Source organism: Nostoc sp. FACHB-110 (assembly GCF_014697425.1).
Taxonomy (GTDB): Bacteria; Cyanobacteriota; Cyanobacteriia; order Cyanobacteriales; family Nostocaceae; genus Nostoc_B.
The window spans coordinates 16,403-40,685 of record NZ_JACJRU010000048.1 but is presented as its reverse complement, the minus strand read 5'-3'; the positions used below and the strand labels follow the sequence as shown (position 1 = coordinate 40,685).

Genomic DNA, 24,283 nt, shown 5'->3' with positions numbered 1-24,283 from the left:
ATTTAGTCACACTAACCATAAACTGTGAGTGATTAAAGATGCTGAATTTTACTCAGCACTCAGCACTCAGCACTCAGCACTCGGCCCTTCTATCTTTCGAGGTTTAATTTTTCATGTCTGTGCCGCCACTGCGCCTCCACAATAACTTTGAGCCTTACATTAGTGGCGAGGTGATTATTCATCCCAGTGCAGTGCTAGCACCCGGTGTGATACTCCAAGCGGCTACCAACAGCAAAATTATTATTGGCCCTGGTGTCTGTATTGGTATGGGGTCGATTCTCCAAGCCAATGCAGGAACCCTAGAAGTAGGAGCAGGGGCTAACTTGGGAGCCGGTTTTTTGATGGTGGGGGCAGGCAAAATTGGTACTAATGCTTGTATTGGTGCTGCGACAACAGTTTTTAACTGTTCTGTGGAACCAGGCGCAGTAGTACCGCCAAGCTCGGTCTTAGGAGATACTAGCCGTCAGATTAGTCCATCTCAACCCCAAGAACCACCCACAAATAATGCTGCTGTTCCGAATACCCAAGAGCAACAACCAGAAGGCAATAATTTAGAGGGAAGTAAGGAAAAAGTAATTTCTCTATCCTCAACGAATCTCTCGGCTGCCGCTTTTTGGGAATTAAAACACCAGTCTGTTTCTATTCCTCAACCTTCGCCTACACCGTCTGCACAACCACCACCTACTGAGCAAGATAAAACTGCGGCTAATTCATCAGACGTAAGTTCAGCCAACCCTGAATCTTCAGAGATTTTTGGCACGCAAATTTATGGGCAAGGAAGTATTCAAAGGCTATTAACCACATTATTTCCCCATAGGCAATCCTTGAATAATCCTAATTCTGACGAACCGCCTGAATAAGTGTTAATTGTAAGTTGTCTTCTAAAGTATGAAGTGTGAAGTATGAATTATGAAGGATGATAAAACTGATTTCATCCTTTATGCTTGATTCTTCTGCCTTTTACTTTCAATCATTGGCTTACCCTTGGGACAGCTACTAAAAGGGCATTTACATCATTGACTGTGAGTATCCTGGAGAATTCACATGGACACATATAATCAACAGTCCCTTAGCACTATTCGGGCCGCATCGCGTCGGCGAGATAGAGATAACCTCAAGGATACTGCCTTGGGTATGGTATCTACACTTAGCTTTCCGGCAATTGTTGGCACTGCTGACATGATGTTGAAATCAGCCGGGGTTCACCTGGTTGGATATGAAAAAATTGGTAGCGGTCACTGTACGGCAATTATTCGGGGTGGTATTGCTGATGTCCGCCTAGCAGTAGAATCAGGTGTGCAAACTGCTGAACAGTTTGGTCAATTGGTTTCGAGTTTGGTGATTCCTCGCCCTTTTCCTAATCTAGATGTCGTGCTGCCAATTACAAATAGATTAAGTAAATATATGGAGGAAGGCAGTTATAGCCGTCTGAGTAATTTGGCGATTGGCTTGGTGGAAACACGGGGGTTTCCGGCGATGGTAGGAGCCTGCGATGCCATGTTGAAATCTGCTGATGTGCAGTTAGCAGCGTATGAGAAAATCGGTGCGGGCTTATGTACAGCTATTATTCGTGGCTCGGTAGCTAATGTCGCGGTAGCAGTGGAAGCGGGAATGTATGAGGCAGAACGCATTGGGGAATTGAATGCGGTGATGGTGATTCCTCGTCCTTTGGATGAGTTGGAACAAACCTTGCCTGTAGCAAGTTGCTGGATAGAAGAACGGCAACCGATTAAGATGCCAGTGAATATTAAGGAGCAAGTGGCTGAATTGGAGGTACTGCAATTGCCAGATTTGGCGAAGTTGCCTGCAAAAGTTACCGAAGAATTATGGAAGGATGAATGATGAATTTTGAATTTTGTGTGATGAATTGTGGGAAAATTCTCATCAAAATTCAGTATTCAGCATTCATCTTGGCTGGAAGGCATCTTACGCTTCGCTTGTTGTTTTGATCATAACTTTTACGGACTATAAATCAAATATCTTTCTTTTAATAGCGAAAATAGATTTTTCTCTATACTAAAACTCATAACTTTGTATGAGCAACACCGCATGATTGGCAGGTGTTTAGTGATACTAGTTTTATATCTATAGATCGCTATTAGAGGAGAATTACCCTTGAACCAAGCGACGCTACACCAGTTAAAGGTATTTGAGGCGGCGGCTCGACATGGTAGCTTTACTCGTGCTGCGGAAGAATTGTTTCTGACCCAGCCTACAGTTTCCATGCAAATCAAGCAATTGACAAAATCTGTGGGGTTGCCCTTATTTGAGCAGGTGGGTAAACGCTTGTATTTGACGGAGGCGGGTAGAGAACTTTTTGCTACTTGTCGACAAATTTTTGAGACGATTGCTCAATTTGAGATGAAAGTGGCTGATTTGAAAGGGCTAAAACAAGGGCAATTACGTTTAGCAGTGATCACTACAGCTAAGTATTTTATCCCACGTTTATTGGGGCCATTTTGTCAGCGTTACCCAGGAATTGATATTTCGCTGCAAGTCACAAATCACGAAAAAATCATTGAGCGAATGATGAATAATCTGGATGACTTATACATTATGAGTCAGGTTCCAGAACATTTGGATGTCAATTGTGAACCATTTTTAGACAATCCTTTGGTAGTTTTTGCACCAGTAAATCATCGTTTAGCAAAAGAGAAAAATATCCCAATTCAAGAGCTAAATGATGAACCTTTCATTATGCGAGAACCAGGTTCAGGGACTCGTCGGGCTGTGCAAGCTTTATTAGAAGAGCATAATGTGAGGGTGAATGTAAAGTTGGAGTTAGGCAGTAATGAAGCAATTAAACAAGCGATCGCAGGTGGTTTAGGAATTTCAGTTTTATCTCGCCATACTTTACTCTCAGATGCTTCGGAGTTTAGTATTTTGGATGTGCAGCACTTCCCGATTAAACGAGCTTGGTACATGGTTTATCCGGCGGGTAAACAATTATCAATTGTCGCTCGGACTTATTATGAGTATTTATTGGATGCTGCCAAAACATTTGTGGAGCAGACTGAGATTCCTGTTTATAGCACTGTTGATTGAGTTTTAATATCTAAGCTTCAATTTGCTTGACTTGTAGCATCTGAACCGTGACAAAATTAACCAGCAGAGTCATTTGATATGGGGGAAAGCTGGCAGTGACAAACCCGGAAACTCTTTCTCTGAGAAAAACAGTCCCAACCCAGGTAGTAACTGTGACGGTATACACCGATCAAGCCTTAGTTACAAGACGAGGTGTCGTTGCTGTAACAGGGGCGGAAAGGGAATTGGTGATTAATTCACTGCCAGTAACTCTAGAAACAAATTCTGTTAGGGTAGGTGGTCAAGGTACGGTAGGAGTACGTTTGTTGGGAGTAAGTAGCGATCGCATCTACACTACCGAACCAGTAGCCGAAAGAGTAGCACAGTTAACCCGGCAAATTCAACAAATAGAAGCGGAAAAACGCAATCTCCAAGCGCAAATTGATGCCTTAGCTTTGCAGGCAAAATTTATTGAGGGTTTGCGGGAAAAAACCGAAGAACCATTTGCTCAAAGTTTGTCCCGCAAAAATCTCAGCCTGAGCGAGACTTTGGATTTTTTGAATTTTTTAGGCAGTCAGTATAGTGAATATGCGATCGCATCTGGTGATTGTCACAGCCAACAGCAGGAACTAGACAAGCAATTACAAGCACTCCGCGCCACCTTACACAACATACAAACACCCCATCCTAAAGAAAGTTTTAGCTTGGTTGTTGGCGTAGAAGTTGCTGGTGCAGGCGAATTTGAATTAGAAGTATCCTACATTGTCAATCGTGCTAGTTGGATGCCACTGTATGATTTGCGAGTAGATAGTGCCAGCCAGACAGTACATTTGAGCTACCTAGCAGAAGTCACTCAAAATACTGGCGAAGATTGGCAGGATGTGGCTCTTACCTTATCCACTGCTAAACCAGGATTAGGTACACTACCACCACAACTAGAACCTTGGTATATTGACAGTTTACGTTCGCGCTCATTACAACGAGTATTACCTCGTCCATCACTGCCTAGCATAGCGGCTGTGCCTGCTGCGGCTGACGCATTTTTTTCCCAAAATGAGGAAGATTTAGCCGATGATGCTTTGATTCTCGCAGAAAATGTCGGAGCAACAGTCTCCAAACAAGGAAGTTTAGTTACATTTAAACTTAATAGTGGTGGGAATATTCCTAGTGATGGCGCGCCCCATAAAACCACAATTTTTCATGATGATTATACCTGTAATTTTGATTATGTAGTCATGCCACGCTTGGTGAGCTTTGCTTATTTACAAGCTCACGTCAAAAATAGCTCTGATGGCGCAACTTTATTACCAGGAAAAGCTAATATTTTTCGAGATGATATTTTTGTAGGGACAACTAGATTAGAAAATATTGCGCCTGGACAAGAGTTTATTTTGAATTTAGGAATTGATGAAGGTTTAAAAATTGAACGTAGTTTAGTAGAACGGCAAGTAGATAAAAAAGTAATTGTGAATCAACGTCGCACTACTTACGCTTATCGGTTATTGATTACTAACTTACTCAATCATGAAATTAATTTAAAAATCACCGATCAATTACCCGTTAGCCGCAATGAGCAAATAAAAGTTCGCCTCACGCGCATTCAACCACAAATTCAACTTGGGGAAATGGGAACTTTAGAATGGCAGTTAAGCGTTTCACCGCAAGAGCGACGAGAGATATATTATCAATTTACGCTAGAACATCCACCCGATTTAACAGTAGTAGGTTTGGATATTTAGATAAGCTAAAACACCTCTATTTTGCATATTGTAATTACATCAAACTCTTGTGGGGGTGGACATATTGTCTGCCAATTGGATGCAAGTTAAATATGGAACAGCTTATCGACAAAAGTACAAAGAGATAATTTAGGATTTAATATCTAATAAATTAAGGATTAATGGTGTCAATAAACGCTATATTTATAAGAAATTGCCTTAAATGAACAGTGAAAGACTGATTAAAATTTTGTTTTTAGCATCTGAACCTACTGATGCGTCACGGCTGCGTTTAGGGCAAGAATTACGAGAAATTCAACAAAGGTTACAACTGGCAAAACAGAGAGATAAATTTAGACTAGAACAGCGATGGAGCGTCCGTCCCACAGATATTAGTCAGGCAATCTTAGATGTTGAGCCTCAGATTGTACATTTTTCTGGTCATGGTACAAATGCTAGCGAGCTTTGTTTTGAAGATGAATTAGGCAAAGTTAAAGCTGTCCCACCTGATGCTTTAGCTGCGTTATTTGAACTTGTGAGTGAACAAGTCAATTGTGTAATCTTAAATGCCTGTGATTCTGCGTCTCAAGCCGATGCTATTTCTCAGCATATCGATTTTGTAATTGGTATGAACCAAGCCATCGGTGATCAAGCTGCGATCGCCTTTGCTGTGGGTTTTTATAAAGCACTTGGAGCAAATCGTTCAATTAATGAGGCTTACAAGTTTGGCTGTGTAGATGTTCGCCTAGAAGGTATTCCTGAACATTTAACCCCAGTAATTTACGAAAAAAAAAATTCCGAGAGCATAAATCGCCACAATCTAAATACATCCTTGTACTAAGTGCTACTATCGATGAAATTAATAAACCACTAGCAGAAGCCATTATTGCTCATTTGCGTCAAATTTCTGGTGATGCATCGTTAACGCTACAAAAGATAGAGGCAGGTAGTGTAAAACTTTTTTTAGAAGGTTCTCAAGCGGGATTTGAGCGAATTTTGGCTTTGTTCAGGGACGGTAGACTTGCTGAAATTCAAGGTATTCCAGTTCAAGATTTACAGATCATACCTGCCGAAGAGCAAACATTTGCTAGCTCACAACTCAAAACTTCACTAAACAAACTGGTAGAACAAGAAATTGCAGATGAGAATTTACCAGACACAACTTCTAATATCCAGGTTTTAGTATTGCAAACGCGAGGTGTTGAAGAACAGAATCTAGCTAGGTTTTCACAAGTAGAAAAACTAGAGAAATATTGGCGCAACCGCCTAGCCGAAGAATGTCCAGAGCAAAGTGCAACAACAAGAGAAAGTATTGTAAGTTGGTTGTTAGGCAGGGATTTACAACGGTTTGAACTACTCGAACTTAAAGAACTAGAGATTGCCAAACAAGCGATAGAGTATCGCTGGAAAATTTTACGTCAACGCTACTTAGGAATTGGCAGAGATAAAGCTTATCGCAACTTAATTACCCGATTGGGCAGTTTAGTTTCTTTACGTAATAAAATTCAAACTTGGGTAGCCTTAAGCCGCGATCGCCAACGCAGTGTGATGGATGTATTACAAGAAGTCATCCAAGAATTGTTGCAAAACGACACTTATATGCAGCAGCAAATGGCTAATATTGCAGAAATTACCACAGACCGAAGGCTGCAAGACACATTACTGTTTACCACCATAGAAGAGTATGCTTTGCGACCAATACGCAATCAACCGTTATTAGTCTATCGCTTTGTCAACTACCTGCGCCAGACACAGCGTGGTGGCTTAACCCAAGTTCCCGGTAGCGACATAGTGAGACTGGTATCTGAAGAAAGTCTCACTGATGACAGTGATAATCGCATCAACTTAGTAGATACACAAGCCATAGCCGAATATCAAGAAGCGCAGCAACTAGAAGAACAACAATCACTGCGGCAAACAGTTCAACAAGAATTTGCTGATTACCTCCAAGAAAACCTGGGACAAGAAGCAGTCGATTGGTTGCGGCTGTATCTCCAAGGTAAAACTCAAGATGAAATTGCCAAACAACAGGGCAAATCCATCCGCGAAATCTATCGCCTGCGCGAAAAAATCAGCTATCATGCAGTGCGCGTTTTTTCCCTTAAAGGTAAACCAGAACTTGTAGATAGCTGGTTATCAATTTCCTTGCAAGAACATAACCTGGGACTAACACCTAGCCAATGGCAACAACTTTATGACAAACTTACCCCTATTGGAAGGCAGGTACTAGATTTACGTAAAGCAGGTAACTCTATTGAAGCAGTTGCCCAACAGTTAAAACTCAAAACTCATCAGGCAATGGGCGAATGGTCAAAAATTTATCTCGCAGCCCAATCAATTAGAAATCAAGAACAGAGTTGATTTTAATTGAGAGTTCTTGGTTTTTCGCTACGCTAAACTTAAATTACTGAGACACTTGCTACTATGTCTGTTGCTAAAGATTTACCCGCACCAGAAGATGTTATATTTCCCTCTGGAGATTTCTACAGTGATGAACCAGAGTTGGAAAGTTATCAGCATTTACAGCAGATGCTGTTGTTGTTAAAGTGCCTTGATTGGTGGTGGCGCGATCGCCAAGATTTTTTTAGTGCAGGCAATCTCACCATCTATTACAGCCCAAATCAGCGTAAATCAGAATACTTTCGCGGCCCAGACTTCTTTGTGGTACTAAATACTGAAAGAAAACCTCGCAATAGCTGGGTTGTTTGGGAAGAAGATGGTAAGTACCCCAACGTAATTATAGAACTGCTATCAAGTTCCACAGCCGCAACTGATAAAGGGTTAAAGAAACAAATTTATCAAGAGACTTTTCGCACACCAGAATATTTCTGGTTTGACCCCCATAATTTAGAATTTGCTGGATTTGTCTTATTAGCTGGCAAGTATCAACCAATCGAATCAAATCCTCAAGGTTGGTTGTGGAGTCAGCAACTTGAGCTATATTTGGGTGTTTTTGAAGGGAAACTAAGATTTTACACTCCTGAAGGACAACTAATTGCCACACCAGAAGAAGCTGTGCAAGAGGAAGTACAACGTACAGAACAAGAACGACAGCGTGCTGAACAAGAGCGACAGCGCGCTGAACAAGAACGTCAACGCGCTGATCGCCTAGCAGCAAAACTGCGAGAATTGAATATCGATCCAGACGCTATTTAACAGCTACTAATCTTCAGGTAGCACCCATTTTGGTGGTTCTGTCATTTTTTTACGCAGACGTTCTTCGGCAATTGCCAGCATTTCGTCTAAAGAAGTCTCTTTGATGAATTGTGAGGCGGCTTCTCTAAACTCGATATTGGGGCATTTATCCCCTAAAATGCAACCGTTGACGCAAACTTCTGCGCAATTAATTTTCTGCTCCACAGTCGATTCCTCTCCAAAATTAGGGCGTTTTACTACCCGTAAGTTAAATTTTACGATGAGACAATGGTTATTTGTCATCTGTCATGAGTTTGGCTTGGCTGAGTCTTGCTATGACTAGTCTCAGCAGTTTCCTGTTAACTGATGACTGTTATGGATATTGGATGACTGCACTCCTGTTACGCTATCCATAATATATGCAATATTTTGCGAAAACGAGCTTTCATGTCAGAAATTTTTGCCACCACTGGAACCATCGCTGCGATCGCAACTGCTGTTGTGCCACAACAAGGTAGTGTGAGTATTGTACGCGTGTCTGGTTCCCAAGCAATGGCGATCGCGCAATCTCTATTTCACGCACCTGGAAAACAAGTCTGGGAAAGTCACCGGATTCTTTACGGCTATATTCGTCATCCCCAGACCCGAGAACTAGTGGATGAATCGCTGTTGCTGATCATGAAAGCACCTCGCTCATACACCCGCGAGGATGTGGTGGAATTTCATTGTCATGGTGGCATTATTGCCGTGCAGCAGGTTTTACAATTATGTCTAGAACAGGGTGCAAGATTAGCGCAGCCTGGGGAATTCACTTTAAGAGCGTTTTTGAATGGCAGACTCGATTTAACCCAAGCCGAAAGCATTGCTGATTTAGTCGGGGCGAAATCTCCCCAAGCCGCCCAAACTGCTTTAGCTGGTTTGCAAGGAAAACTCGCTCATCCTATCCGCCAGTTACGGTCTAACTGTTTGGATATTCTCGCCGAAATCGAAGCGCGGATTGACTTTGAGGAAGACTTACCCCCGTTGGATGATAACGCCATCATATCAGGAATTGAGAACATCGCCGCAGAAATCACCCAATTGTTAGCAACCAAAGATAAAGGTGAACTTTTGCGTACAGGCTTGAAAGTGGCGATTGTTGGTCGTCCAAATGTCGGTAAATCCAGTTTGCTCAACGCTTGGAGCCGGAGCGATCGCGCCATAGTTACCGACTTACCCGGTACAACCCGCGACGTTGTAGAATCACAGCTTGTTGTCGGCGGCATACCTGTACAAGTCCTTGACACAGCAGGGATTCGAGAAACAGCCGACCAAGTAGAAAAAATTGGCGTAGAGCGATCGCGCCGTGCTGCCAGTGCTGCTGATTTAGTATTATTTACTATCGACGCTGCTGTTGGCTGGACTGAAGGCGACCAAGAAATTTATGAACAGGTGCAACACCGTCCATTAATTTTAGTAATTAACAAAATTGACTTAGTAAATAAAGCTGAAAGCAAACTTCTGCAATCCAAAATCCCAAATCTAGATTCTCAAATTCTTACAGCCGCCTCGCAAAATCAAGGCATTGATGATTTAGAAACAGCTATTTTAGAAGTAGTGCAACAAGGAAAAGTGCAAGCTGCTGATATGGATTTAGCGATTAATCAAAGACAAGCCGCAGCATTAACTAAAGCAAAAATTTCATTAGAACAAGTGCAAGCAACAATTACTCAACAATTACCCCTAGATTTTTGGACAATTGACTTGCGTGGTGCAATTCAAGCATTAGGAGAAATTACAGGCGAAGAAGTTACAGAATCAGTTTTAGATAGAATATTTAGCCGATTCTGTATTGGTAAATAGAGAAAAACTCCGCGCACGTCCGCGCTAACCTCCGCGAAACTCTGCGTTAAAAAAATACTATAGATTTATTGAGTGAACATAATGAGTTTTATTACAAATATTCAAAATGCGAATGTCATGATTATCGGAGCTAGCCAAGGCATTGGTCTAGGTTTTATTAAAAAACTCCTACAAGATGAAAAAGTTAGCAAAATATATGCCACTTATCGTAATCAGAATACCGCAGAAGAATTACTTTCTTTAGCAGAAAAATATCCTGATAAATTAACTTGTTTAATCATGGATATTACTGAAGAATCGCAAATTATTACATCTATACAGCATATCAGTACAGAGGTTGACAAGCTGCATTTAGTCATTAATTGTGTTGGACTGCTACATGATAACAACATCCAACCAGAAAAAAGTTTAAAACATATAAATTCAGAAAACTTACTCCGCTACTTTCAAATCAATAGTATTGGTGCAGTGCTGCTGGCTAAACATTTATTGCCCTTATTTCGCCATAAAGAACTCAGCGTATTTGCCACAATATCAGCTAAAGTCGGCAGTATTGGTGATAACCAACTAGGTGGATGGTATGGTTATCGAGCTTCTAAAGCTGCACTGAATATGTTGATGCGAAATGTGGCAATTGAATATAAAAGAACTTGTCCACAAACCTTAGTTGTAATGTTACATCCAGGGACAACCGATACACGTTTATCTCGTCCGTTTCAACGCAATGTCCCGCCAGAAAAATTATTTTCAGTCGAACGTACAGTCAGTCAATTATTGACTGTAATTGAGCAACTCCAAGAGGGTGATAGTGGGGAATTTTTCTCCTGGGATGGTAGTAAACTGCCTTGGTAGTTGAACCTCACGCTAGTTCTGAGTACATTTATAATCAAAATATGTCAGCCAAAGATATTTTTCACAACGCTGTGCGTTCAGCTTTAGAAAAAGATGGATGGATAATTACCGATGACCCATTATCGGTTAAAGTTGATGAAATTGATTTCTATATAGACTTAGGAGCCGAGAGGCTGCTAGCTGCTCAAAAAGCTGGGCAAAAAATCGCAGTTGAGATTAAATCTTTCTTAGGTGCATCCGAAATCAGTGATTTTTATGTAGCTTTAGGTCAAACACTTACATATCGTTCAGCATTAAATAAAAAACAACCTGAACGAGTTCTATATTTAGCAATTTCTGAAGATATATATAGAGATTTATTTATTCGACCATTTATTCAGGAAGTAGTTTCAGAATATAAGTTGAAGCTATTAATTTTTGAACCTATTACAGAGGATATTTTATTATGGAAGGAATAAATTACCGTGAATTAATTCAGACAATTATTAAAAATCATGCCAACTATCATTCTGATAGTGATACAGAATTGCTATTAATATTTGATATAGAGCGAGATCATTATCAACTACTTCATTTGGGATGGGAAAATCTGCGGCGAGTTTACGGCTGCATCATTCATATAGATATTAAAGATGGCAAAATTTGGATTCAACGAGATGGAACTGAGATAGGAGTAGCAAATGAGTTAGTTGCGGCTGGTGTACCGAAACAAGATATTGTTTTAGGTTTTCATGCCCCCTATAAGCGCAAATTTACGGAATTTGCTACTGGTTAGAAAAAAGAAACTCTAGCTAATAGTTTTTGTCTCCGTTAATAAATGCTTTTCTAGCCAATTTTCTAAATCTGCTAATACTTCTTGATAATTAAGATCATCTTGTAGTTCGTGATAAGCTTCAGGATATTCAATTCTTGTTTTATCTGTAAAAGTTACTTGCTCATAAAAAATTCTGCTACTTTCAGGCAATGTTACTCTATCTGCGCTACCGTGAAGAATTAATAATGGTAATTGCAATTCAGTAGCATGGTTATTCACCCAAGCAACGGTATCTAAAAACTCTGTAGCCAAACGCGCAGTTCCTAAAGTGTGCCGCAGCGTGTCTTGGGCGTAGGCGGCTAATACTTTTTCATCGCGTGTGCCAGCAGCTAAATCAAGACCAGTACTCAAACTAAAACGCGGCCATATCCGTGACATCAATTGTCCAATAAGTAACTTGACTTTCGGTACTCCAACTTTGCCTAAACTTGGGGCTAAAGTAATTACACCTTGCAGTGCAGCCGCTTCTTGGGGGTGTCGCAAAACATAGTCTAAAACAACAACTGAGCCTAAGCTATGCCCTAATAGAAAAATCGGGCATTTTGGCTGCTGAGTTTGAATTAAAGTTATGAATTTTCGCAGGTCTTCCCGAAACTCAGCCCATGAATTGATATAACCTCGCTGTCCGGGTGAGCGTCCATGACCGCGCATATCGAAGGCATAGATAGTATATTGTTTGGGGATGAAATGCTGGACTATATTACCGTACTTGCTACTATGACCTCCCAACCCATGCACAACAACTAATATTGCTTTGGCTTTCCCTTGTGGTTGCCAATTTTGGTAATACAAATCAAGTTTGCCAACACCCGCAAATTTGCCTTCGCTACGCTCAATCATATAAATGTATTTTTGATGAGTTTTTTAGCTAGTTACAGCTAATTAAGGTACATTGTAAGGACTTATAACTCCAGATGGGTTAATAAAAAGCGATCGCCCACTATGATGAGTGAGTGACTAAAAATTCCTCTAACCATCAGTCAGATAGTTTGCCGCTTTTGGATGCTGCTGCAATTAAAAGAGTAGAAGAAGGTGTAGCAGCAGCTAGCGATCGCACTGTGCGTAATACAATTAAACAAGCTTTAACTCGTCTTGAAGCAATTAAGCAAGGGCATACAGAACATCAAATTAATGGTAGTGTACGACGATTTGTTTTGCGATCGCTCATTCATACATTATTCAAAGTCCGAGTAGAAAACCTCGCCAACTTACCGCAGACACCAGCAATTCTCGCCGTTAACCATCTCCACCACATTGACCCCTTGCTGTTGTTGGCAGAACTCCCCAGCCATCCCTATTACTATATTTTGGGCGATGCTCGCACTTTATATAACAAGTGGTGGAAGCGGTTTGTTTTATGCTTTGCTGGCGGTGTCATTCCGCTAGCGCGGTTGTGGAAAGAAGAAGTCGCTGTTATGGAAGCCGCCAAAGCCGGGAGACAAGACTTAACAGAACTAGCCGCCGCTATTGAACAAAATGTTCCTTCCGGTAGTGATATCCAAACATTACGCCAAATAGACCGCATTGTTTTGGGAATTTTAGCTCATGGCGATGGCATGATGATTTTTCCTGAAGGAAGGTTGGGAAGTACAGAGGGTAAATTGCATCTTCCCTTGAAGCGAGGAACGGTGATATATGCTTTACGCGCTGGTGTACCAATAGTCCCGGTGGCGATAATAGGCTCTTATGATCTTTATTTAAGAAAAGAGTTAACTATTCGCTTTGGTGAACCGTTGCATTTTTCTGCACATACAAAAACTACTCGACAAGACGTAGAAACTACTTTAGAAATTTTGGAGAACGCGATTGTATCTCTACTACCATCTAATTATCAAGAACCTAAAGGAATAAAACTTTTACGTTACTTTCTCAACCATATACTGTGGTGATCACAACGCTTTTGACGGGTGATATTTGCAGTCAAAAACAAAGAAACATCCTCCTTAATATAGATAATTATTGTTAACAAACTTGGAATTTTACTAAAGTTTTTATCTACAACATAATTTTTAACAATAGAAAAAGCTCTAGTATAAAGCAGCAAATAATAATACAATAAGTTGTTAACAGCCGCTTGTAGCGAATAGTACTTCATGAACTTAAATATGGCGGTGATGAGGTGAGGTAAACCGAAAAGTTTCAGCCTTTTCTATAGCTTTTCGGTTTACTTTGCCAAACAAACGTGGCGAACTATTAGGTATCAAAAAATAATGTTTAAACGTCGCACACTACTAGCTTGTCTAGCTGCGCTCGGCTTCACTTTGGCCGTTGGGACAAAAGTTTATGGACAATCTGCTAGCGGCCCAGACGCTTGGCAGACGGTCTACGATGATGCCGTTGCCGGAGCAACCACAATCATTGATGTTCCACTATTAGGGCCTTTGCTATCACTGATCTTACAAATAGTCTACGGCTTGACAGGTTTTTGGGGTGGTTAACCCTGTCCATTTCTATATAAAGAGCCAAAAATAAGGGCTTTTGCAGTGTAATTTTGGGTAATTTCTTGTCTGCGTAGACGCTTTGCGTATTGTCGCCAGACATTGCCTCACTATATCTTCAATACCATTTTTCACAATGCTACACATACTTTAGTCAGGGCGCACAGATGGGCTGCCCTGCAATTGAGGCTGGAGTATCAGCATTTGGGTGAAATGGTACAACTTATCAAAGCAAATTTTTTGTAACCAAATATCTCCAAACGTGAGGAGCTTTCTATGTTCAGACCTCGCGCAATTTTTCGCGCCTTAGCTGCAATTATCCTAACGGTTGTCATTAGCACACAGCTATATATACAACCTGCATTTGCTTCTGGTGGAACTTGTAATCCAACAGTGGCTAACCTACCTGTATGTCCTAGTACAGCACCTTCAACATCAGCTAGTTTTATTGACCCAACTGCAACAGTTACCAATCCTACAAATATTACCTTGGGCGAAAAAGTTTACATTGCCCCATTTGCGAAGTTAAACGCGACTAATGCACCTATTAGCATTGCAGCAGATTCCAACGTTCAAGACCAGGTAAATATTACAGCTTCGGGAACGGGAGTAGAGATAGGGCCGCGCGTAATTATGGCACACATGGCCACTATCAAAGGTGCAGCCAAAATCGGTACTCAAGGTTCAACCGGGCCGTTTACTGACCCAGTTAGCAATACTCAATTTAGCAACACTGTTCCAGAGACATTTCTCGCCTTTAACTGTGAAATCGACGGCGCAACAGTAGAAAGAAACACGGTAGTTAACTTTTTGGCAAGGGTTGGCCCTGGTGTCACCTTACCTGCTGGTAAAGTTGTTTTGCCTGGTAAAAACGTCACTACTAACCTAGAAGCTACAAGTGGTCTTTTGGGGAAAGTCGCAAACCTGACACAAGCCGATGTTGCATTAATGCAAGGCATTATTGAAGTTAATGAAGCATTTGCCCAAGGTTACACTGACTTAGCCAGAACCGATTTGACAAACGTAACAGGTATAAATTACGCCCCAGCTACCTCTTTTAACTCTGGAGGTCTGCCAAAGTTAGCTGGAGTTAGCACTCGCGATCCTAACTTCCGTAACCGTATTATTGGCAATGTCGTTTTAGAAGATTCTTTATTAGGTATCAACATCAAAACAGGCAATAGAATTTCTCTGCGCGCTGATGAGGGTGAACCTTTTAATGTTGGACAAATTGCTGGGATGGCCAACGATGTTGTCTTTCACGCTTTAGAAACCACTAGCTTGACTGTTGGTGATTTCGTTGGTTATGGGCCGCGTGCGTTAGTTCATGGTGGTCGGCAGGTTGTTAATGGTGTTGCTAATGGCCCGGAAACCAGCATTGGTGATTTTGTCGGTCTAGGGCCAAACTCCGTTATATTCCGTTCAGCTATTGGCAGTAAATCAGCTGTTGGGCAAAAAAGCGCAGTCTTCAACTCTACACTACCTTCGAGAACTTATGTTCGTTCTCGGGTGATTTATGCCGACAATGGCAGCCTAATTTCCCGCGTGGAATGGTAATACCAACTTTGGATTTTGGATTTTAGATTCAAAATCCTTAGCATCAAATAGTTCTAGACTTCTGAACAATTCTACCTATGCCAGGTGTAAGCAACTGAATTTTACATAATTTATGAATTGGAAAATCTTATCAGTAGTGCAGTTAAAATGCCTACGATTGATTCTGCTGCTCACTTTGATATGGGGACTGGTACTAAGTTTTGATGACAGTTCATCCATAGCTGCACAAACGGAAATATCCTCGAATCAGCCTCAGGTGGTGCAGCCTCCAGTTACAGGACTTGTATCTACATTGTCGGATGAAGTTAAGGAATTGTCAGCAGATTTAATTCGCTGGTCAACTTACTGGCAAATGTGTTGGGAAGCGTATCCTGATGCGAAAGAATATGAACTACAAACGGTGCTTGTAGAGGGTAAGTCTCCTAAGTTGAAGCGTCAAAGCGATCGCTGTTTTCGTTTACAAGCTGCATCTAATGAGAATCAAAAATCTCAAGGATTACTCAACCGTGACCTAATCTTATTAATGCACAAAATTCAGCTTGGTTATCGAGTCCGAGCCGTTTTAGATGACAACCGCGTCAGTGAATGGTCGCAAGTTATGGCTGTTGGCGCAACTAATGTCCCGGAAGCAAATGGTACTAATATCAGCCTAAATTCTTGATTAGGACTTACGCAAAATATCTCTCAAACTCTCATTTCTCCGTGAACTCTGCGCCTCTGTGGTTCGATTTTCCGTAGCTTGTGCGTAAGTCCTGTTGATATTGGTTTTAAGGCGTAGTTAATCGAGTAGGGTTTGTGATTCCATAGTGTCTAACTCACCACCTAGATAACAAAATGGTGCGTTGCGCTGTGCGACAACACACCCTACTTTTGTTAACTGTTAACCCTCAACACAACTCCAAGATTATTTTTCTAAAAAGTTCTTAATTTTAAAATTTGATGTTCCTTCCCAGCAGTGATTTAAAGATGCGTTTACTTGAGCATCAGCAGCATCCACAGACTCTTTTGATGCGTTTAATTGTACTGCTGTCACAATGTACTCAAAAATAATCACAAACTGTTTTTGCGGTGAAATTCTTTCCACAACAATTGTTTCACCCACCTTTGGTATTTGTGGCAAATCTACCACAAATGTTTCAATCTTCGGTTTATCTAACGGATTTTTGAAATTGAAGTATTTACAGTAAACAAGAACTTTCACGGTAGTTAATACTCAACGTCATGGATTATTTTTTATTTTCTCTTATAATCTTTTGTTCATTACTTACCTTGCCAAAGTGTTTGTAGGAATCTAAGTCCTTTCACTAAGATTTCTTCTAACCACAACATAGTGCGATCGAGCCATACTAAAATTCTTTCTAGAAAATGTTGATCGTATCCCATAGAAGTGGCTTTAATCTCTATCCAGTCAGGCTGTGCCTCAACTTGATGAGAATTTTTGTTTTGTTGGTGAGTAATTTCGCTTGTGTAAATTTCACTTTTGGTGACATTTGCAACTTTACCAGATATTTTTTGACTTTGGGTCAAGTGGCGGCTTTGTTTTTTTCTTTGTACTAAACCAGCACCAGCTTTTGGTTGTGTTATGGTCAATTTTTGCTTTGGAGATAGCCTAATTTGTGGACTGGGAGTTAAAGATTGTGGTGTTGATGTCAATGTTTTATCTGCAACTGTTGGCGAGTTACCAAACAAATCATGCCAAGTCAGCCAAGTTTCTGCTGTTGCATCTTGATTTTTTAACTGTCTATTTTTAGGACGTAAATATTTACCTTGGGTGTGAATTTTTGTACTCCCTGAAGCCAGCTTTTTCGCTTTCCCAACACCAAAAAAGTAGTTTAATGCTGCTTCAATTAAAGCTTGAAAATGCAGCATTTGTGTTTCTATACCTTCAGATGTGACTGCAATATTTCCTTGAGAGTTTAGCTGCTCTTTACCGTAAAGCAATATATTCAATTGTGTGTGTGTAATTTTGATAAGTTCTTGGCTGCGTTGCTGCACAGGAATTAAGGTAGTTTCTTCTAATTTGGCAACAACTTTATCGATTAATTCTAAGAAATCTCGATTATTCAGTGAGTTTGTGTTAATACCGGGAGGTAATTCTGGAATATCGTGGTTATTTTCACCAGTTAATTTAGCTAATAACCGATTAATTTCTGGTAATAAATCCAAGGCATTTTCATCTGCAATTAACTGCTGATAATGCCAGTAATTGGCAACTTCGCTAATAATTCTGTCTCTCAGTTTTGCCTGTTGTTGCGGTGACAAAATATCGAGAATTTCATTATCGCTGGCAACTAAAACTAAATTGCGATCGCCTAAACTTGATGCAATTCCCCTCACTTCTGGTAAATAGCCTAACAGCGAATTGTCTGAAATCGTTAAGTATTGCGGCAAAGACTGGTCATTTGTGGCACTATGTTGAAACGGTTTGCTCAACCATGTACCCACGGAATTTAAAAGTGCTGATTTTTTAACAGGAGTGGTTATTTCTTCAGATGGAAGATTTTGAACAGCTTCTAATACACGCTGTATAGGCGTATCAGTAGTTAAGCTAGTTTCGGGCGCAGTTGGTTGTAACTTTAGCCTAGGTTGTGGTTCTTGAGTATACAGCGTTTTCACCTTTGACTCGGCTGATTGCAATAGTAGAAACAGAGGGTAAAGTAATGCTTCTACACCCCACTTAGTAGCAACTTGCACTTGTCGGAAGGTTTGTTCCCATTGTTGTGTCAACCGCCGAGATTGCTGGTGGACAAAGTTAAAGAGTCTGCTTTGATAACGCCCAGAAGAACCAGATGACATGATTGTGATTTGTAAGTTGGAGTTTTGTTTAGTTGTGAGACTCCCGCCCAAAAATAGATAACGACAAACTGTTAATCATCGTAAGTGCCATCATCTTAGCGAAAATATGACCTCTCCTGTATCTCAATCCCAGACAAATTTAATCTCCCAAACTATTGAGCAATTGCGCTCTTGTTGTCAAGTTAATATTCAGTCTAATTGGTTATACCAAGAATCTGACCGAAATATTACGGATGTTATGACATCTAATTGGTCTGATTGGCAACCTGTAGAGCTAAATTTTAAAGGAAATATTGCTTGGACAGGCGGAAAACAAGTTTTATGGTTAGTACAAAAGCTAGTGGTTCCGCAAGATTTACAGGGTTATCCTTTGGCGGGTTTGTGTTTGCGGTTGGCTTTGGTTTGGTGGGCGGATGCTGCTGAGATTTATGTTAATGGGAAATTAGTCCAAGCAGGAGATTTGTTTGATTGTTCGCCCAGGGTGTTGCTGAGTCGGAGTGTGACTCCTGGGGATGAGTTTATCTTAGCTTTGCGCTTGGCTAGTCCGGGCCACTGTGATGGGGCTTTGATGCGATCGCTCTTAGTCTACGAGTCTACAGATTATAATCAGCCTGACCCCGGTTTTGTCGCTGATGAGTTGGCGGTGACGCAGTTGTATTTGGAAAAATTTGCGCCGGAAGGGTTGGATAGTTTGGCTGCGGAGATAGAAAAAGTAACGAACCGCCAAGGCGCAAAGTTCGCGGAGAGGGTGCGTCAATATCTGTTAAATTCTTTGCACGGTGGGACAAAATACCAAATCAATTTACTTGGTCACGCCCATTTAGATTTAGCATGGCTGTGGCCTGTGAGTGAAACTTGGAATGCAGCCCAAAATACTTTTGAGTCGGTTCTGAAATTACAAAAAGATTTTCCTGAATTAATTTTCTGTCATTCTACGCCTGCCCTTTATGCTTGGGTGGAAGAACATCGCCCAGATTTATTTGCAGCCATTCAACAAGCTGTCGCTGCTGGAAAGTGGGAAATTCTGGGGGCGACTTGGGTAGAACCAGATTTAAATTTAATTAGTGGTGAATCAATAGTTCGTCAGTTATTGTATGGTCAGCGATATTATCAAGAAAAATTCGGTAAGCTGTCGCCGATAGTTTGGGTTCCTGATACGTTTGGTTTTTGTGCAACTTTACCGCAGTTTTTTGCTGATGCGGGTGTGGAGTATTTTGTTACTCAAAAATTGCGGTGGAATGATACTACTAAATTTGATTATGGGGCTTTTTGGTGGCGATCGCCTGATGGTAGTCAAGTATTTAGTTTGATGTCTGCGCCTGTCGGGGAAGGTATTGACCCGATTAAAATGGCATCCTACACGCTAGAATGGCAAGGTCAAACTGGTTTACAAGCATCACTCTGGCTGCCTGGTGTGGGCGACCACGGCGGCGGCCCGACCCGTGATATGTTGGAAACTGCTCAACGCTGGCAACATTCTCCAGTTTTTCCAGAATTAGAATTTACGACTGCCGAAAAGTATTTACAACAAATTAATCAAGCAGACTTTCCCACTTGGGATGATGAATTATATCTAGAATTTCATCGCGGCTGTTACACTACTCATGGTGATCAAAAGCGGTGGAATCGACGCGGTGAAAATTTACTTTATCAAGCTGAACTATTTGCGACTTTAGCAACTATTACGTGTGGCGCGAAATATCCGAAAGCAGAGATAGAAACGGCTTGGAAGCAAGTTTTATTTAACCAGTTTCACGATATTTTACCTGGTTCTTCCATTACGCAAGTTTATACTGATGCTTTGGTTGAGTGTCAGCAAGTTGAACAAGTCGGGACAAGAATATTAGCAGAGTCGATGCAGGCGATCGCATCTCACTTTACCTTACCTGAACCACCAGAACCAAATAGTTTACCAATTTTTGTATTTAATGCCCTTAACTGGCAACGTTCTGAGGTAGTTGCCGTTACTTTACCCCCAACTCACCCAGAATGGCAAATCTACGATGTCGCTGGAAATCAACTGATCTCGCAATTCACCCCACCATCCACACTCTTATTTTTAGCAAGCGATATCCCATCTGTCGGTTATCGTTTATTTTGGTTAGTTCCCACATCCCAAATTCCTAGTAACTCATCATCTCTTATCCCTGAGTTTGTCCTCGAAAATCAATTTTTGCGGATATTTATTGACCCAGATACAGGAGATTTAGCCAGCGTTTTTGATAAAACTCATCAACGCGAAGTCTTAAGCGGTGCGGGAAATCAATTACAAGCTTTTAAAGATAGTGGTCAATATTGGGATGCTTGGAATATTGACCCCAATTATGCAGAACATCCCTTACCAGCCACCAGCCTCAAATCGATTCGGGTATTAGAACAAGGGCCAATACAACATCGCTTGCGTGTGATGCGTCAACTAGGTGAATCGGAATTTTGTCAAGACTATATTTTACAAGCAGGTTCACCCATCTTAAAAATTACCACCACAGTTCATTGGCACGAAAATCAAGTTTTCGTTAAAGCTGCATTTCCCTTAAATGTCGAAGCAGACTTCGCCACCTATGAAATTCCCTGCGGTGCTATTCGCCGCCCCACCAAGCCCCAAACCCCCGCAGAAAAAGCCAAATGGGAAGTACCTGCTTTACGTTGGGCAGACTTAACCGGAGAATCAGAAATCGGTATTTACGGTGTTAGCTTGCTCAATGATTGTAAATATGGCTACGATGCCCAAGCAAATCAACTACGCCTATCATTATTACGTAGCCCCAACTGGCCAGACCCAGAAGCCGATAGAGGTTTTCACCAATTCACCTACGCCTTGTATCCTCACGCTGGTACTTGGGAATCAGCCCAGACAGTACAACGCGGCTATGAACTAAACATTCCCCTACAAGTCGTCTGTACTCAGCACGCTGCTCAACTCCCGCTACCGCTAACAGCACTCAATACTCCCGACAGAATCAGTTTCTTAAATCTAACTTCTCAAAATTTAATCTTAATGGCCTTGAAGCCAGGAGAAGATCATCCCCAAGAGTGGATTTTGCGATGTTACGAATCTCAAGGAGAAATCGCCGAACTGTATTTACAGAGTGATTTAGGGCTAAGTCTGGGACAGACAGTCGATTTATTAGAACGTCCCCTAGATAATGCTGAATTTTCTGGCAATCAGCAGTTACTTATAATACAACCTTGGAAAATTACGACTGTCAAAGTGATACAACAGCCAGAGTGATTTTTTAGATAGCAGAAGCAGGTAGCTAGACATTCTGCTTCCTGCCTCCTGCCTTCTAATCTTCGTGGTCTTCAAAGGGATCTGCTAACTCCTTGCTTGGTGGGCCAAACGAGGTATAAATTCCATACGCAGTAACGGCTACAAGTATCGCGCCTACAGAAATGCTAAGAACTATTGCGGGTTCCATAAAATATAGATTGATTATGAGTGCTATTCTTATAGAATATTACAGAAGATTAAAAAAAGCTTTGGCAACTAATCTTAGGTGAACTATGGCACAACGGACTAGGTTGGGAGATATCCTGAGACCTTTGAATTCTGAGTATGGTAAAGTGGCTCCTGGCTGGGGAACTACCCCAGTAATGGCCGTTTTTATGGGGCTATTTTTTGTGTTTTTGCTGATCATTCTGCAACTTTACAATAGATCAATTGCAATTCAGGATGTGTTGGTTGATTGGCGCAGTTTAGGCGGCTAATTGAAAATAGCAATCAAGCTTGCGTATTCAGCGAACTTACACCCGGCTTGTCCGGGTTTTTTTGTCTGTTATAGCCTGATCCAATTTTGGATTTTGGATGACAACACCTAATCAGCAGGTATTTTCAGTCCTGCCAAACAATTCTATCTATCCCAATTCAGTATTACAGGGTTAGCCTGGAACAAGTAAGCATAATATTGATAAAGAACTTTTCATTGTCATCCCCACTTTTTCAGTTTGTCTGTCTGTATACTTATAGGAGCGATCGCATGAATATATTTGGTATCGGTCTGCCAGAAATGGCATTAATTATGATAGTGGCACTGTTAATCTTTGGCCCTAAGAAACTCCCAGAAATTGGCCGGAGTGTCGGAAAAGCAATTCGCGGTTTCCAAGAAGCTTCTAATGAATTTCAAAACGAATTTAAACGCGAAGCCGAACAAATCGAACAAGCTGTAAAAACCACTGCTGAAATCGAACCCAAACAAATCGAACCTGCTCAACCACAGCATGATACTGCTAATTAGAGTGCTGAGTGCTGAGTGCTGAGTGCTGAGTAAAAAACTAGTACAGTCTGCGGAAATAAAACGCGCATTATCAATTGCTGAAAATCTGACTATAAGGGTTTTTCATTTCAGACTTCAGACTTCAGACTTCAGCCTTTTTGTACTAGTCTCTAACCCCTTAACATAGTTCTGCGAATCGATTGATTGTAAGTGAAATGACAGAAGCTGTAACACCACCAGCTTTGGTAATTCCTCAACTAATTGTGGGGTTGGGGAACCCAGAGCCAAAATATGAACAAACACGCCATAATATTGGCTTTGCTGCTGTTGATGCGCTTGCTCGTGCTTGGCAAATTTCTTTAGCGGAAAATCGCAAGTTTCAAGGGGAGTATGGCGAAGGTATAGCATTTGCTGGAAGTAAAATCCGCTTGCTTAAGCCATTAACTTACATGAATCGCTCAGGACAATCAATCCAAGCTGTCACAAGTTGGTATAAATTGCCGCCAGAATCGGTATTGATAATTTATGACGATATGGATTTACCCTTGGGCAAAACCCGCCTGCGCCTTTCTGGTTCTGCGGGTGGGCATAATGGAATGAAGAGTGCGATAGCTCATCTTAGCACCCAAAACTTTCCACGTTTACGTATCGGTATCGGCAAACCAAAAGATGCAGATAATAGCGACAACTCTGAAACAGTCTCTCACGTACTCGGAAAATTTTCTGCTACCGAAACTAAATTGATGTCTGCTGTTCTTGAATTTGTCGTCGAGTGCGTAGAAATGAGCTTAAAACAAGGAGTCGAAAAAGCGATGAATCGTTGTAACAGCCGTAACGTGGCTAATAATGAGTAGTCATTTGTAATTTGTCATTTGTCATTTGTTCCCTTACGCCCTCATACAAAGCAATATACCCAAACCTTAGTCAGGCATGGGTAAATCTTGCTAAATTTCATCTGAGTACTCTGGCAAAGTGCTGTTGCTAACTGAGAATGATTTCTTGAAGCAAAGCCAGTACCAAACCATCCATATTTATTTAAAACGGCGCTTGCGTCTTGCTGCTACAGCTTTACGTTTGCGCTTTTCTAATGGTGTTTCAAAGTGCCGATGATATTTCACGTCGGCAAGTATACCAGCCTTGGATACTTGACGCTTAAACCGACGTAATGCTGAATCTATTCCTTCGTTTTCGCCTAGAACCACTTGGGTCATTCTGTTTCCTCGTTATGGATAATTTCCATTGTAATAGTAGCCTCTGACTTAGCCAAACGCCGCTAGCTTGCGTTAAAACATACTAGTTTTGGCAAGTTTACTGCGTACAGATGGAGAAATACTATTTATAATGACAAATTAGTATTATAGGACTTAGTTACAAAAGTTAGTGATTGATGTAGAGTCCAAATAGACGCTGTGTTGCCTAAATGTCATCATTGATACTGCTTAAAAGTTGATTCTCCCCTGATTTAATAATTTATATCCTGCGGCTAATGCAGTAAAGGCCACACAAAAACTCCATAAACTAGTCGGTCTTAAAATAACTCCACCACTTAAGAAAACTAGTACTATCCCAAGACCTAGTAATATCCAACCAAAATTACCAGTTTGTCTGGGAAAGAGAATTAGTGAAAAGATGCCAGCCATAATTGCCAGAACTGAACCAGTAGCCGGGAGACTCCGATAGAAAAACGAATAGTATCCGCTAACAAATATGATGTTTTGACCGAAAAAATATAAACCTACAAATAACAAAATTAAGCCTATAAGCTTGTTGAAAAGCCTACCCATAATTATTGGATTCGCCTTAGCTAAATCTAAAGTTAGTGTGGGTTTATTATATTTGAACTATTAATAAAAAACTATAGATTAACGTAAAAAATTATTCAAAATCAATGTT

At 41.0% G+C, this 24,283-nt stretch carries 26 protein-coding genes; 19 read left to right on the top strand and 7 right to left on the bottom strand.

All coding sequences use genetic code 11. From position 1 onward, the window contains the following. Window positions 1-113: 113 nt before the first annotated feature. From H6G69_RS28830 to H6G69_RS28800, 7 genes are all read left to right on the top strand, one after another. Window positions 114-860, top strand: a complete 747-nt coding sequence (locus H6G69_RS28830) for a transferase (RefSeq protein ID WP_190692543.1) — start codon at window positions 114-116, stop codon at window positions 858-860. Between the two features lie 184 nt (window positions 861-1,044). Further along, a complete protein-coding gene (locus H6G69_RS28825) occupies window positions 1,045-1,842 on the top strand; it encodes a BMC domain-containing protein (RefSeq protein ID WP_190692542.1) in 798 nt (265 codons plus the stop codon). 273 nt (window positions 1,843-2,115) lie between these two features. Continuing rightward, window positions 2,116-3,045, top strand: coding sequence for a LysR family transcriptional regulator (locus H6G69_RS28820; RefSeq protein WP_190692541.1), 930 nt, complete (start codon window positions 2,116-2,118; stop codon window positions 3,043-3,045). Window positions 3,046-3,140: 95 nt separating this feature from the next. Beyond that, a complete protein-coding gene (locus H6G69_RS28815) occupies window positions 3,141-4,763 on the top strand; it encodes a mucoidy inhibitor MuiA family protein (RefSeq protein WP_190692540.1) in 1,623 nt (540 codons plus the stop codon). A 202-nt stretch (window positions 4,764-4,965) separates the two neighbouring features. After that, window positions 4,966-5,583: a CHAT domain-containing protein gene (locus H6G69_RS28810; protein ID WP_190692539.1), complete on the top strand. Its 618-nt coding sequence runs from the start codon at window positions 4,966-4,968 to the stop codon at window positions 5,581-5,583. Beyond that, on the top strand, window positions 5,571-7,103 hold the full coding sequence (locus H6G69_RS28805) for a HetZ-related protein 2 (protein ID WP_397327022.1): 1,533 nt from the start codon (window positions 5,571-5,573) through the stop codon (window positions 7,101-7,103). Before H6G69_RS28810 ends, H6G69_RS28805 begins: the two co-directional genes overlap by 13 nt. Window positions 7,104-7,166: 63 nt before the next feature. Next, window positions 7,167-7,898, top strand: coding sequence for a Uma2 family endonuclease (locus H6G69_RS28800; protein WP_190692538.1), 732 nt, complete (start codon window positions 7,167-7,169; stop codon window positions 7,896-7,898). 6 nt (window positions 7,899-7,904) lie between these two features. Here H6G69_RS28800 and H6G69_RS28795 read toward each other — a convergent pair whose 3' ends face one another. Then, window positions 7,905-8,102 (bottom strand): hypothetical protein, encoded by a 198-nt coding sequence (locus H6G69_RS28795; RefSeq protein ID WP_190692559.1) that lies wholly within the window; start codon window positions 8,100-8,102, stop codon window positions 7,905-7,907. A 222-nt stretch (window positions 8,103-8,324) separates the two neighbouring features. On the opposite strand from H6G69_RS28795, the gene mnmE reads away from it, so the two are divergent. The 4 genes from mnmE to H6G69_RS28775 all read left to right on the top strand — a co-directional run bounded on the left by mnmE (window position 8,325) and on the right by H6G69_RS28775 (window position 11,346). Beyond that, window positions 8,325-9,719: a tRNA uridine-5-carboxymethylaminomethyl(34) synthesis GTPase MnmE gene (gene mnmE / locus H6G69_RS28790; protein ID WP_190692537.1), complete on the top strand. Its 1,395-nt coding sequence runs from the start codon at window positions 8,325-8,327 to the stop codon at window positions 9,717-9,719. Window positions 9,720-9,800: 81 nt separating this feature from the next. Further along, entirely contained in the window at window positions 9,801-10,571 is a 771-nt protein-coding gene (locus tag H6G69_RS28785; RefSeq protein ID WP_190692536.1) for an SDR family NAD(P)-dependent oxidoreductase, read from the top strand. 41 nt (window positions 10,572-10,612) lie between these two features. Then, the gene (locus H6G69_RS28780; RefSeq protein ID WP_190692558.1) at window positions 10,613-11,029 is read left to right on the top strand and encodes a XisH family protein; all 417 of its coding nucleotides are present in this window, start codon (window positions 10,613-10,615) and stop codon (window positions 11,027-11,029) included. Beyond that, window positions 11,017-11,346, top strand: a complete 330-nt coding sequence (locus H6G69_RS28775; RefSeq protein ID WP_190692535.1) for a XisI protein — start codon at window positions 11,017-11,019, stop codon at window positions 11,344-11,346. The genes H6G69_RS28780 and H6G69_RS28775 overlap by 13 nt, the downstream gene beginning before the upstream one ends. A 12-nt stretch (window positions 11,347-11,358) precedes the next feature. Here H6G69_RS28775 and H6G69_RS28770 read toward each other — a convergent pair whose 3' ends face one another. Then, entirely contained in the window at window positions 11,359-12,225 is an 867-nt protein-coding gene (locus H6G69_RS28770) for an alpha/beta hydrolase (RefSeq protein WP_190692534.1), read from the bottom strand. 113 nt (window positions 12,226-12,338) lie between these two features. Here H6G69_RS28770 and H6G69_RS28765 point away from each other — a divergent pair, with 113 nt between their 5' ends. From H6G69_RS28765 to H6G69_RS28750, 4 genes are all read left to right on the top strand, one after another. Next, window positions 12,339-13,274, top strand: a complete 936-nt coding sequence (locus tag H6G69_RS28765) for a 1-acyl-sn-glycerol-3-phosphate acyltransferase (protein WP_313952314.1) — start codon at window positions 12,339-12,341, stop codon at window positions 13,272-13,274. Window positions 13,275-13,595: 321 nt separating this feature from the next. After that, on the top strand, window positions 13,596-13,823 hold the full coding sequence (locus tag H6G69_RS28760; protein ID WP_190692533.1) for a hypothetical protein: 228 nt from the start codon (window positions 13,596-13,598) through the stop codon (window positions 13,821-13,823). A gap of 276 nt (window positions 13,824-14,099) precedes the next feature. Beyond that, complete coding sequence (locus H6G69_RS28755; protein WP_190692532.1) at window positions 14,100-15,380, top strand: acetyltransferase; 1,281 nt, start codon at window positions 14,100-14,102, stop codon at window positions 15,378-15,380. A gap of 112 nt (window positions 15,381-15,492) precedes the next feature. Further along, a complete protein-coding gene (locus H6G69_RS28750) occupies window positions 15,493-16,041 on the top strand; it encodes a hypothetical protein (protein WP_190692531.1) in 549 nt (182 codons plus the stop codon). Between the two features lie 243 nt (window positions 16,042-16,284). Here the strand turns inward: H6G69_RS28750 and H6G69_RS28745 are convergent, their stop codons facing one another. Next, a complete protein-coding gene (locus H6G69_RS28745) occupies window positions 16,285-16,581 on the bottom strand; it encodes a hypothetical protein (protein WP_190692530.1) in 297 nt (98 codons plus the stop codon). A 59-nt stretch (window positions 16,582-16,640) separates the two neighbouring features. Then, the gene (locus H6G69_RS28740; RefSeq protein WP_190692529.1) at window positions 16,641-18,176 is read right to left on the bottom strand and encodes a hypothetical protein; all 1,536 of its coding nucleotides are present in this window, start codon (window positions 18,174-18,176) and stop codon (window positions 16,641-16,643) included. Between the two features lie 106 nt (window positions 18,177-18,282). On the opposite strand from H6G69_RS28740, the gene H6G69_RS28735 reads away from it, so the two are divergent. Further along, window positions 18,283-21,408 (top strand): alpha-mannosidase, encoded by a 3,126-nt coding sequence (locus H6G69_RS28735; protein WP_190692528.1) that lies wholly within the window; start codon window positions 18,283-18,285, stop codon window positions 21,406-21,408. Between the two features lie 55 nt (window positions 21,409-21,463). Here the strand turns inward: H6G69_RS28735 and psbN are convergent, their stop codons facing one another. Further along, window positions 21,464-21,595, bottom strand: coding sequence for a photosystem II reaction center protein PsbN (gene psbN, locus H6G69_RS28730; RefSeq protein WP_190692527.1), 132 nt, complete (start codon window positions 21,593-21,595; stop codon window positions 21,464-21,466). 85 nt (window positions 21,596-21,680) lie between these two features. On the opposite strand from psbN, the gene psbH reads away from it, so the two are divergent. The 3 genes from psbH to pth all read left to right on the top strand — a co-directional run bounded on the left by psbH (window position 21,681) and on the right by pth (window position 23,244). Continuing rightward, window positions 21,681-21,884: a photosystem II reaction center phosphoprotein PsbH gene (gene psbH / locus H6G69_RS28725; RefSeq protein WP_190692526.1), complete on the top strand. Its 204-nt coding sequence runs from the start codon at window positions 21,681-21,683 to the stop codon at window positions 21,882-21,884. A 269-nt stretch (window positions 21,885-22,153) separates the two neighbouring features. Next, window positions 22,154-22,411 (top strand): TatA/E family twin arginine-targeting protein translocase, encoded by a 258-nt coding sequence (locus H6G69_RS28720; protein WP_190692525.1) that lies wholly within the window; start codon window positions 22,154-22,156, stop codon window positions 22,409-22,411. A gap of 194 nt (window positions 22,412-22,605) precedes the next feature. After that, complete coding sequence (gene pth / locus H6G69_RS28715) at window positions 22,606-23,244, top strand: aminoacyl-tRNA hydrolase (protein WP_190692524.1); 639 nt, start codon at window positions 22,606-22,608, stop codon at window positions 23,242-23,244. 177 nt (window positions 23,245-23,421) lie between these two features. Here the strand turns inward: pth and rpsU are convergent, their stop codons facing one another. Together rpsU and H6G69_RS28705 are read right to left on the bottom strand one after the other, a co-directional pair. Continuing rightward, a complete protein-coding gene (gene rpsU / locus H6G69_RS28710; protein ID WP_008226419.1) occupies window positions 23,422-23,601 on the bottom strand; it encodes a 30S ribosomal protein S21 in 180 nt (59 codons plus the stop codon). Window positions 23,602-23,829: 228 nt separating this feature from the next. Further along, window positions 23,830-24,174: a hypothetical protein gene (locus H6G69_RS28705; protein ID WP_190692523.1), complete on the bottom strand. Its 345-nt coding sequence runs from the start codon at window positions 24,172-24,174 to the stop codon at window positions 23,830-23,832. Between the last annotated feature and the right edge of the window lie 109 nt (window positions 24,175-24,283).

Excerpts from the sequence above, each read along its gene's own strand:
- H6G69_RS28830 (WP_190692543.1), top strand. The coding sequence starts at position 114 with ATGTCTGTGCCGCCACTGCGCCTCCACAATAACTTTGAGCCTTACATT.
- H6G69_RS28825 (WP_190692542.1), top strand. The coding sequence starts at position 1,045 with ATGGACACATATAATCAACAGTCCCTTAGCACTATTCGGGCCGCATCG.
- H6G69_RS28810 (WP_190692539.1), top strand. The coding sequence starts at position 4,966 with ATGAACAGTGAAAGACTGATTAAAATTTTGTTTTTAGCATCTGAACCT.
- H6G69_RS28800 (WP_190692538.1), top strand. The coding sequence starts at position 7,167 with ATGTCTGTTGCTAAAGATTTACCCGCACCAGAAGATGTTATATTTCCC.
- mnmE (WP_190692537.1), top strand. The coding sequence starts at position 8,325 with ATGTCAGAAATTTTTGCCACCACTGGAACCATCGCTGCGATCGCAACT.
- H6G69_RS28785 (WP_190692536.1), top strand. The coding sequence starts at position 9,801 with ATGAGTTTTATTACAAATATTCAAAATGCGAATGTCATGATTATCGGA.
- H6G69_RS28780 (WP_190692558.1), top strand. The coding sequence starts at position 10,613 with ATGTCAGCCAAAGATATTTTTCACAACGCTGTGCGTTCAGCTTTAGAA.
- H6G69_RS28775 (WP_190692535.1), top strand. The coding sequence starts at position 11,017 with ATGGAAGGAATAAATTACCGTGAATTAATTCAGACAATTATTAAAAAT.
- H6G69_RS28770 (WP_190692534.1), bottom strand. The coding sequence starts at position 12,225 with ATGATTGAGCGTAGCGAAGGCAAATTTGCGGGTGTTGGCAAACTTGAT.
- H6G69_RS28760 (WP_190692533.1), top strand. The coding sequence starts at position 13,596 with ATGTTTAAACGTCGCACACTACTAGCTTGTCTAGCTGCGCTCGGCTTC.
- H6G69_RS28755 (WP_190692532.1), top strand. The coding sequence starts at position 14,100 with ATGTTCAGACCTCGCGCAATTTTTCGCGCCTTAGCTGCAATTATCCTA.
- H6G69_RS28750 (WP_190692531.1), top strand. The coding sequence starts at position 15,493 with ATGAATTGGAAAATCTTATCAGTAGTGCAGTTAAAATGCCTACGATTG.
- H6G69_RS28740 (WP_190692529.1), bottom strand. The coding sequence starts at position 18,176 with ATGTCATCTGGTTCTTCTGGGCGTTATCAAAGCAGACTCTTTAACTTT.
- H6G69_RS28735 (WP_190692528.1), top strand. The coding sequence starts at position 18,283 with ATGACCTCTCCTGTATCTCAATCCCAGACAAATTTAATCTCCCAAACT.
- psbN (WP_190692527.1), bottom strand. The coding sequence starts at position 21,595 with ATGGAACCCGCAATAGTTCTTAGCATTTCTGTAGGCGCGATACTTGTA.
- psbH (WP_190692526.1), top strand. The coding sequence starts at position 21,681 with ATGGCACAACGGACTAGGTTGGGAGATATCCTGAGACCTTTGAATTCT.
- H6G69_RS28720 (WP_190692525.1), top strand. The coding sequence starts at position 22,154 with ATGAATATATTTGGTATCGGTCTGCCAGAAATGGCATTAATTATGATA.
- pth (WP_190692524.1), top strand. The coding sequence starts at position 22,606 with ATGACAGAAGCTGTAACACCACCAGCTTTGGTAATTCCTCAACTAATT.
- rpsU (WP_008226419.1), bottom strand. The coding sequence starts at position 23,601 with ATGACCCAAGTGGTTCTAGGCGAAAACGAAGGAATAGATTCAGCATTA.
- H6G69_RS28705 (WP_190692523.1), bottom strand. The coding sequence starts at position 24,174 with ATGGGTAGGCTTTTCAACAAGCTTATAGGCTTAATTTTGTTATTTGTA.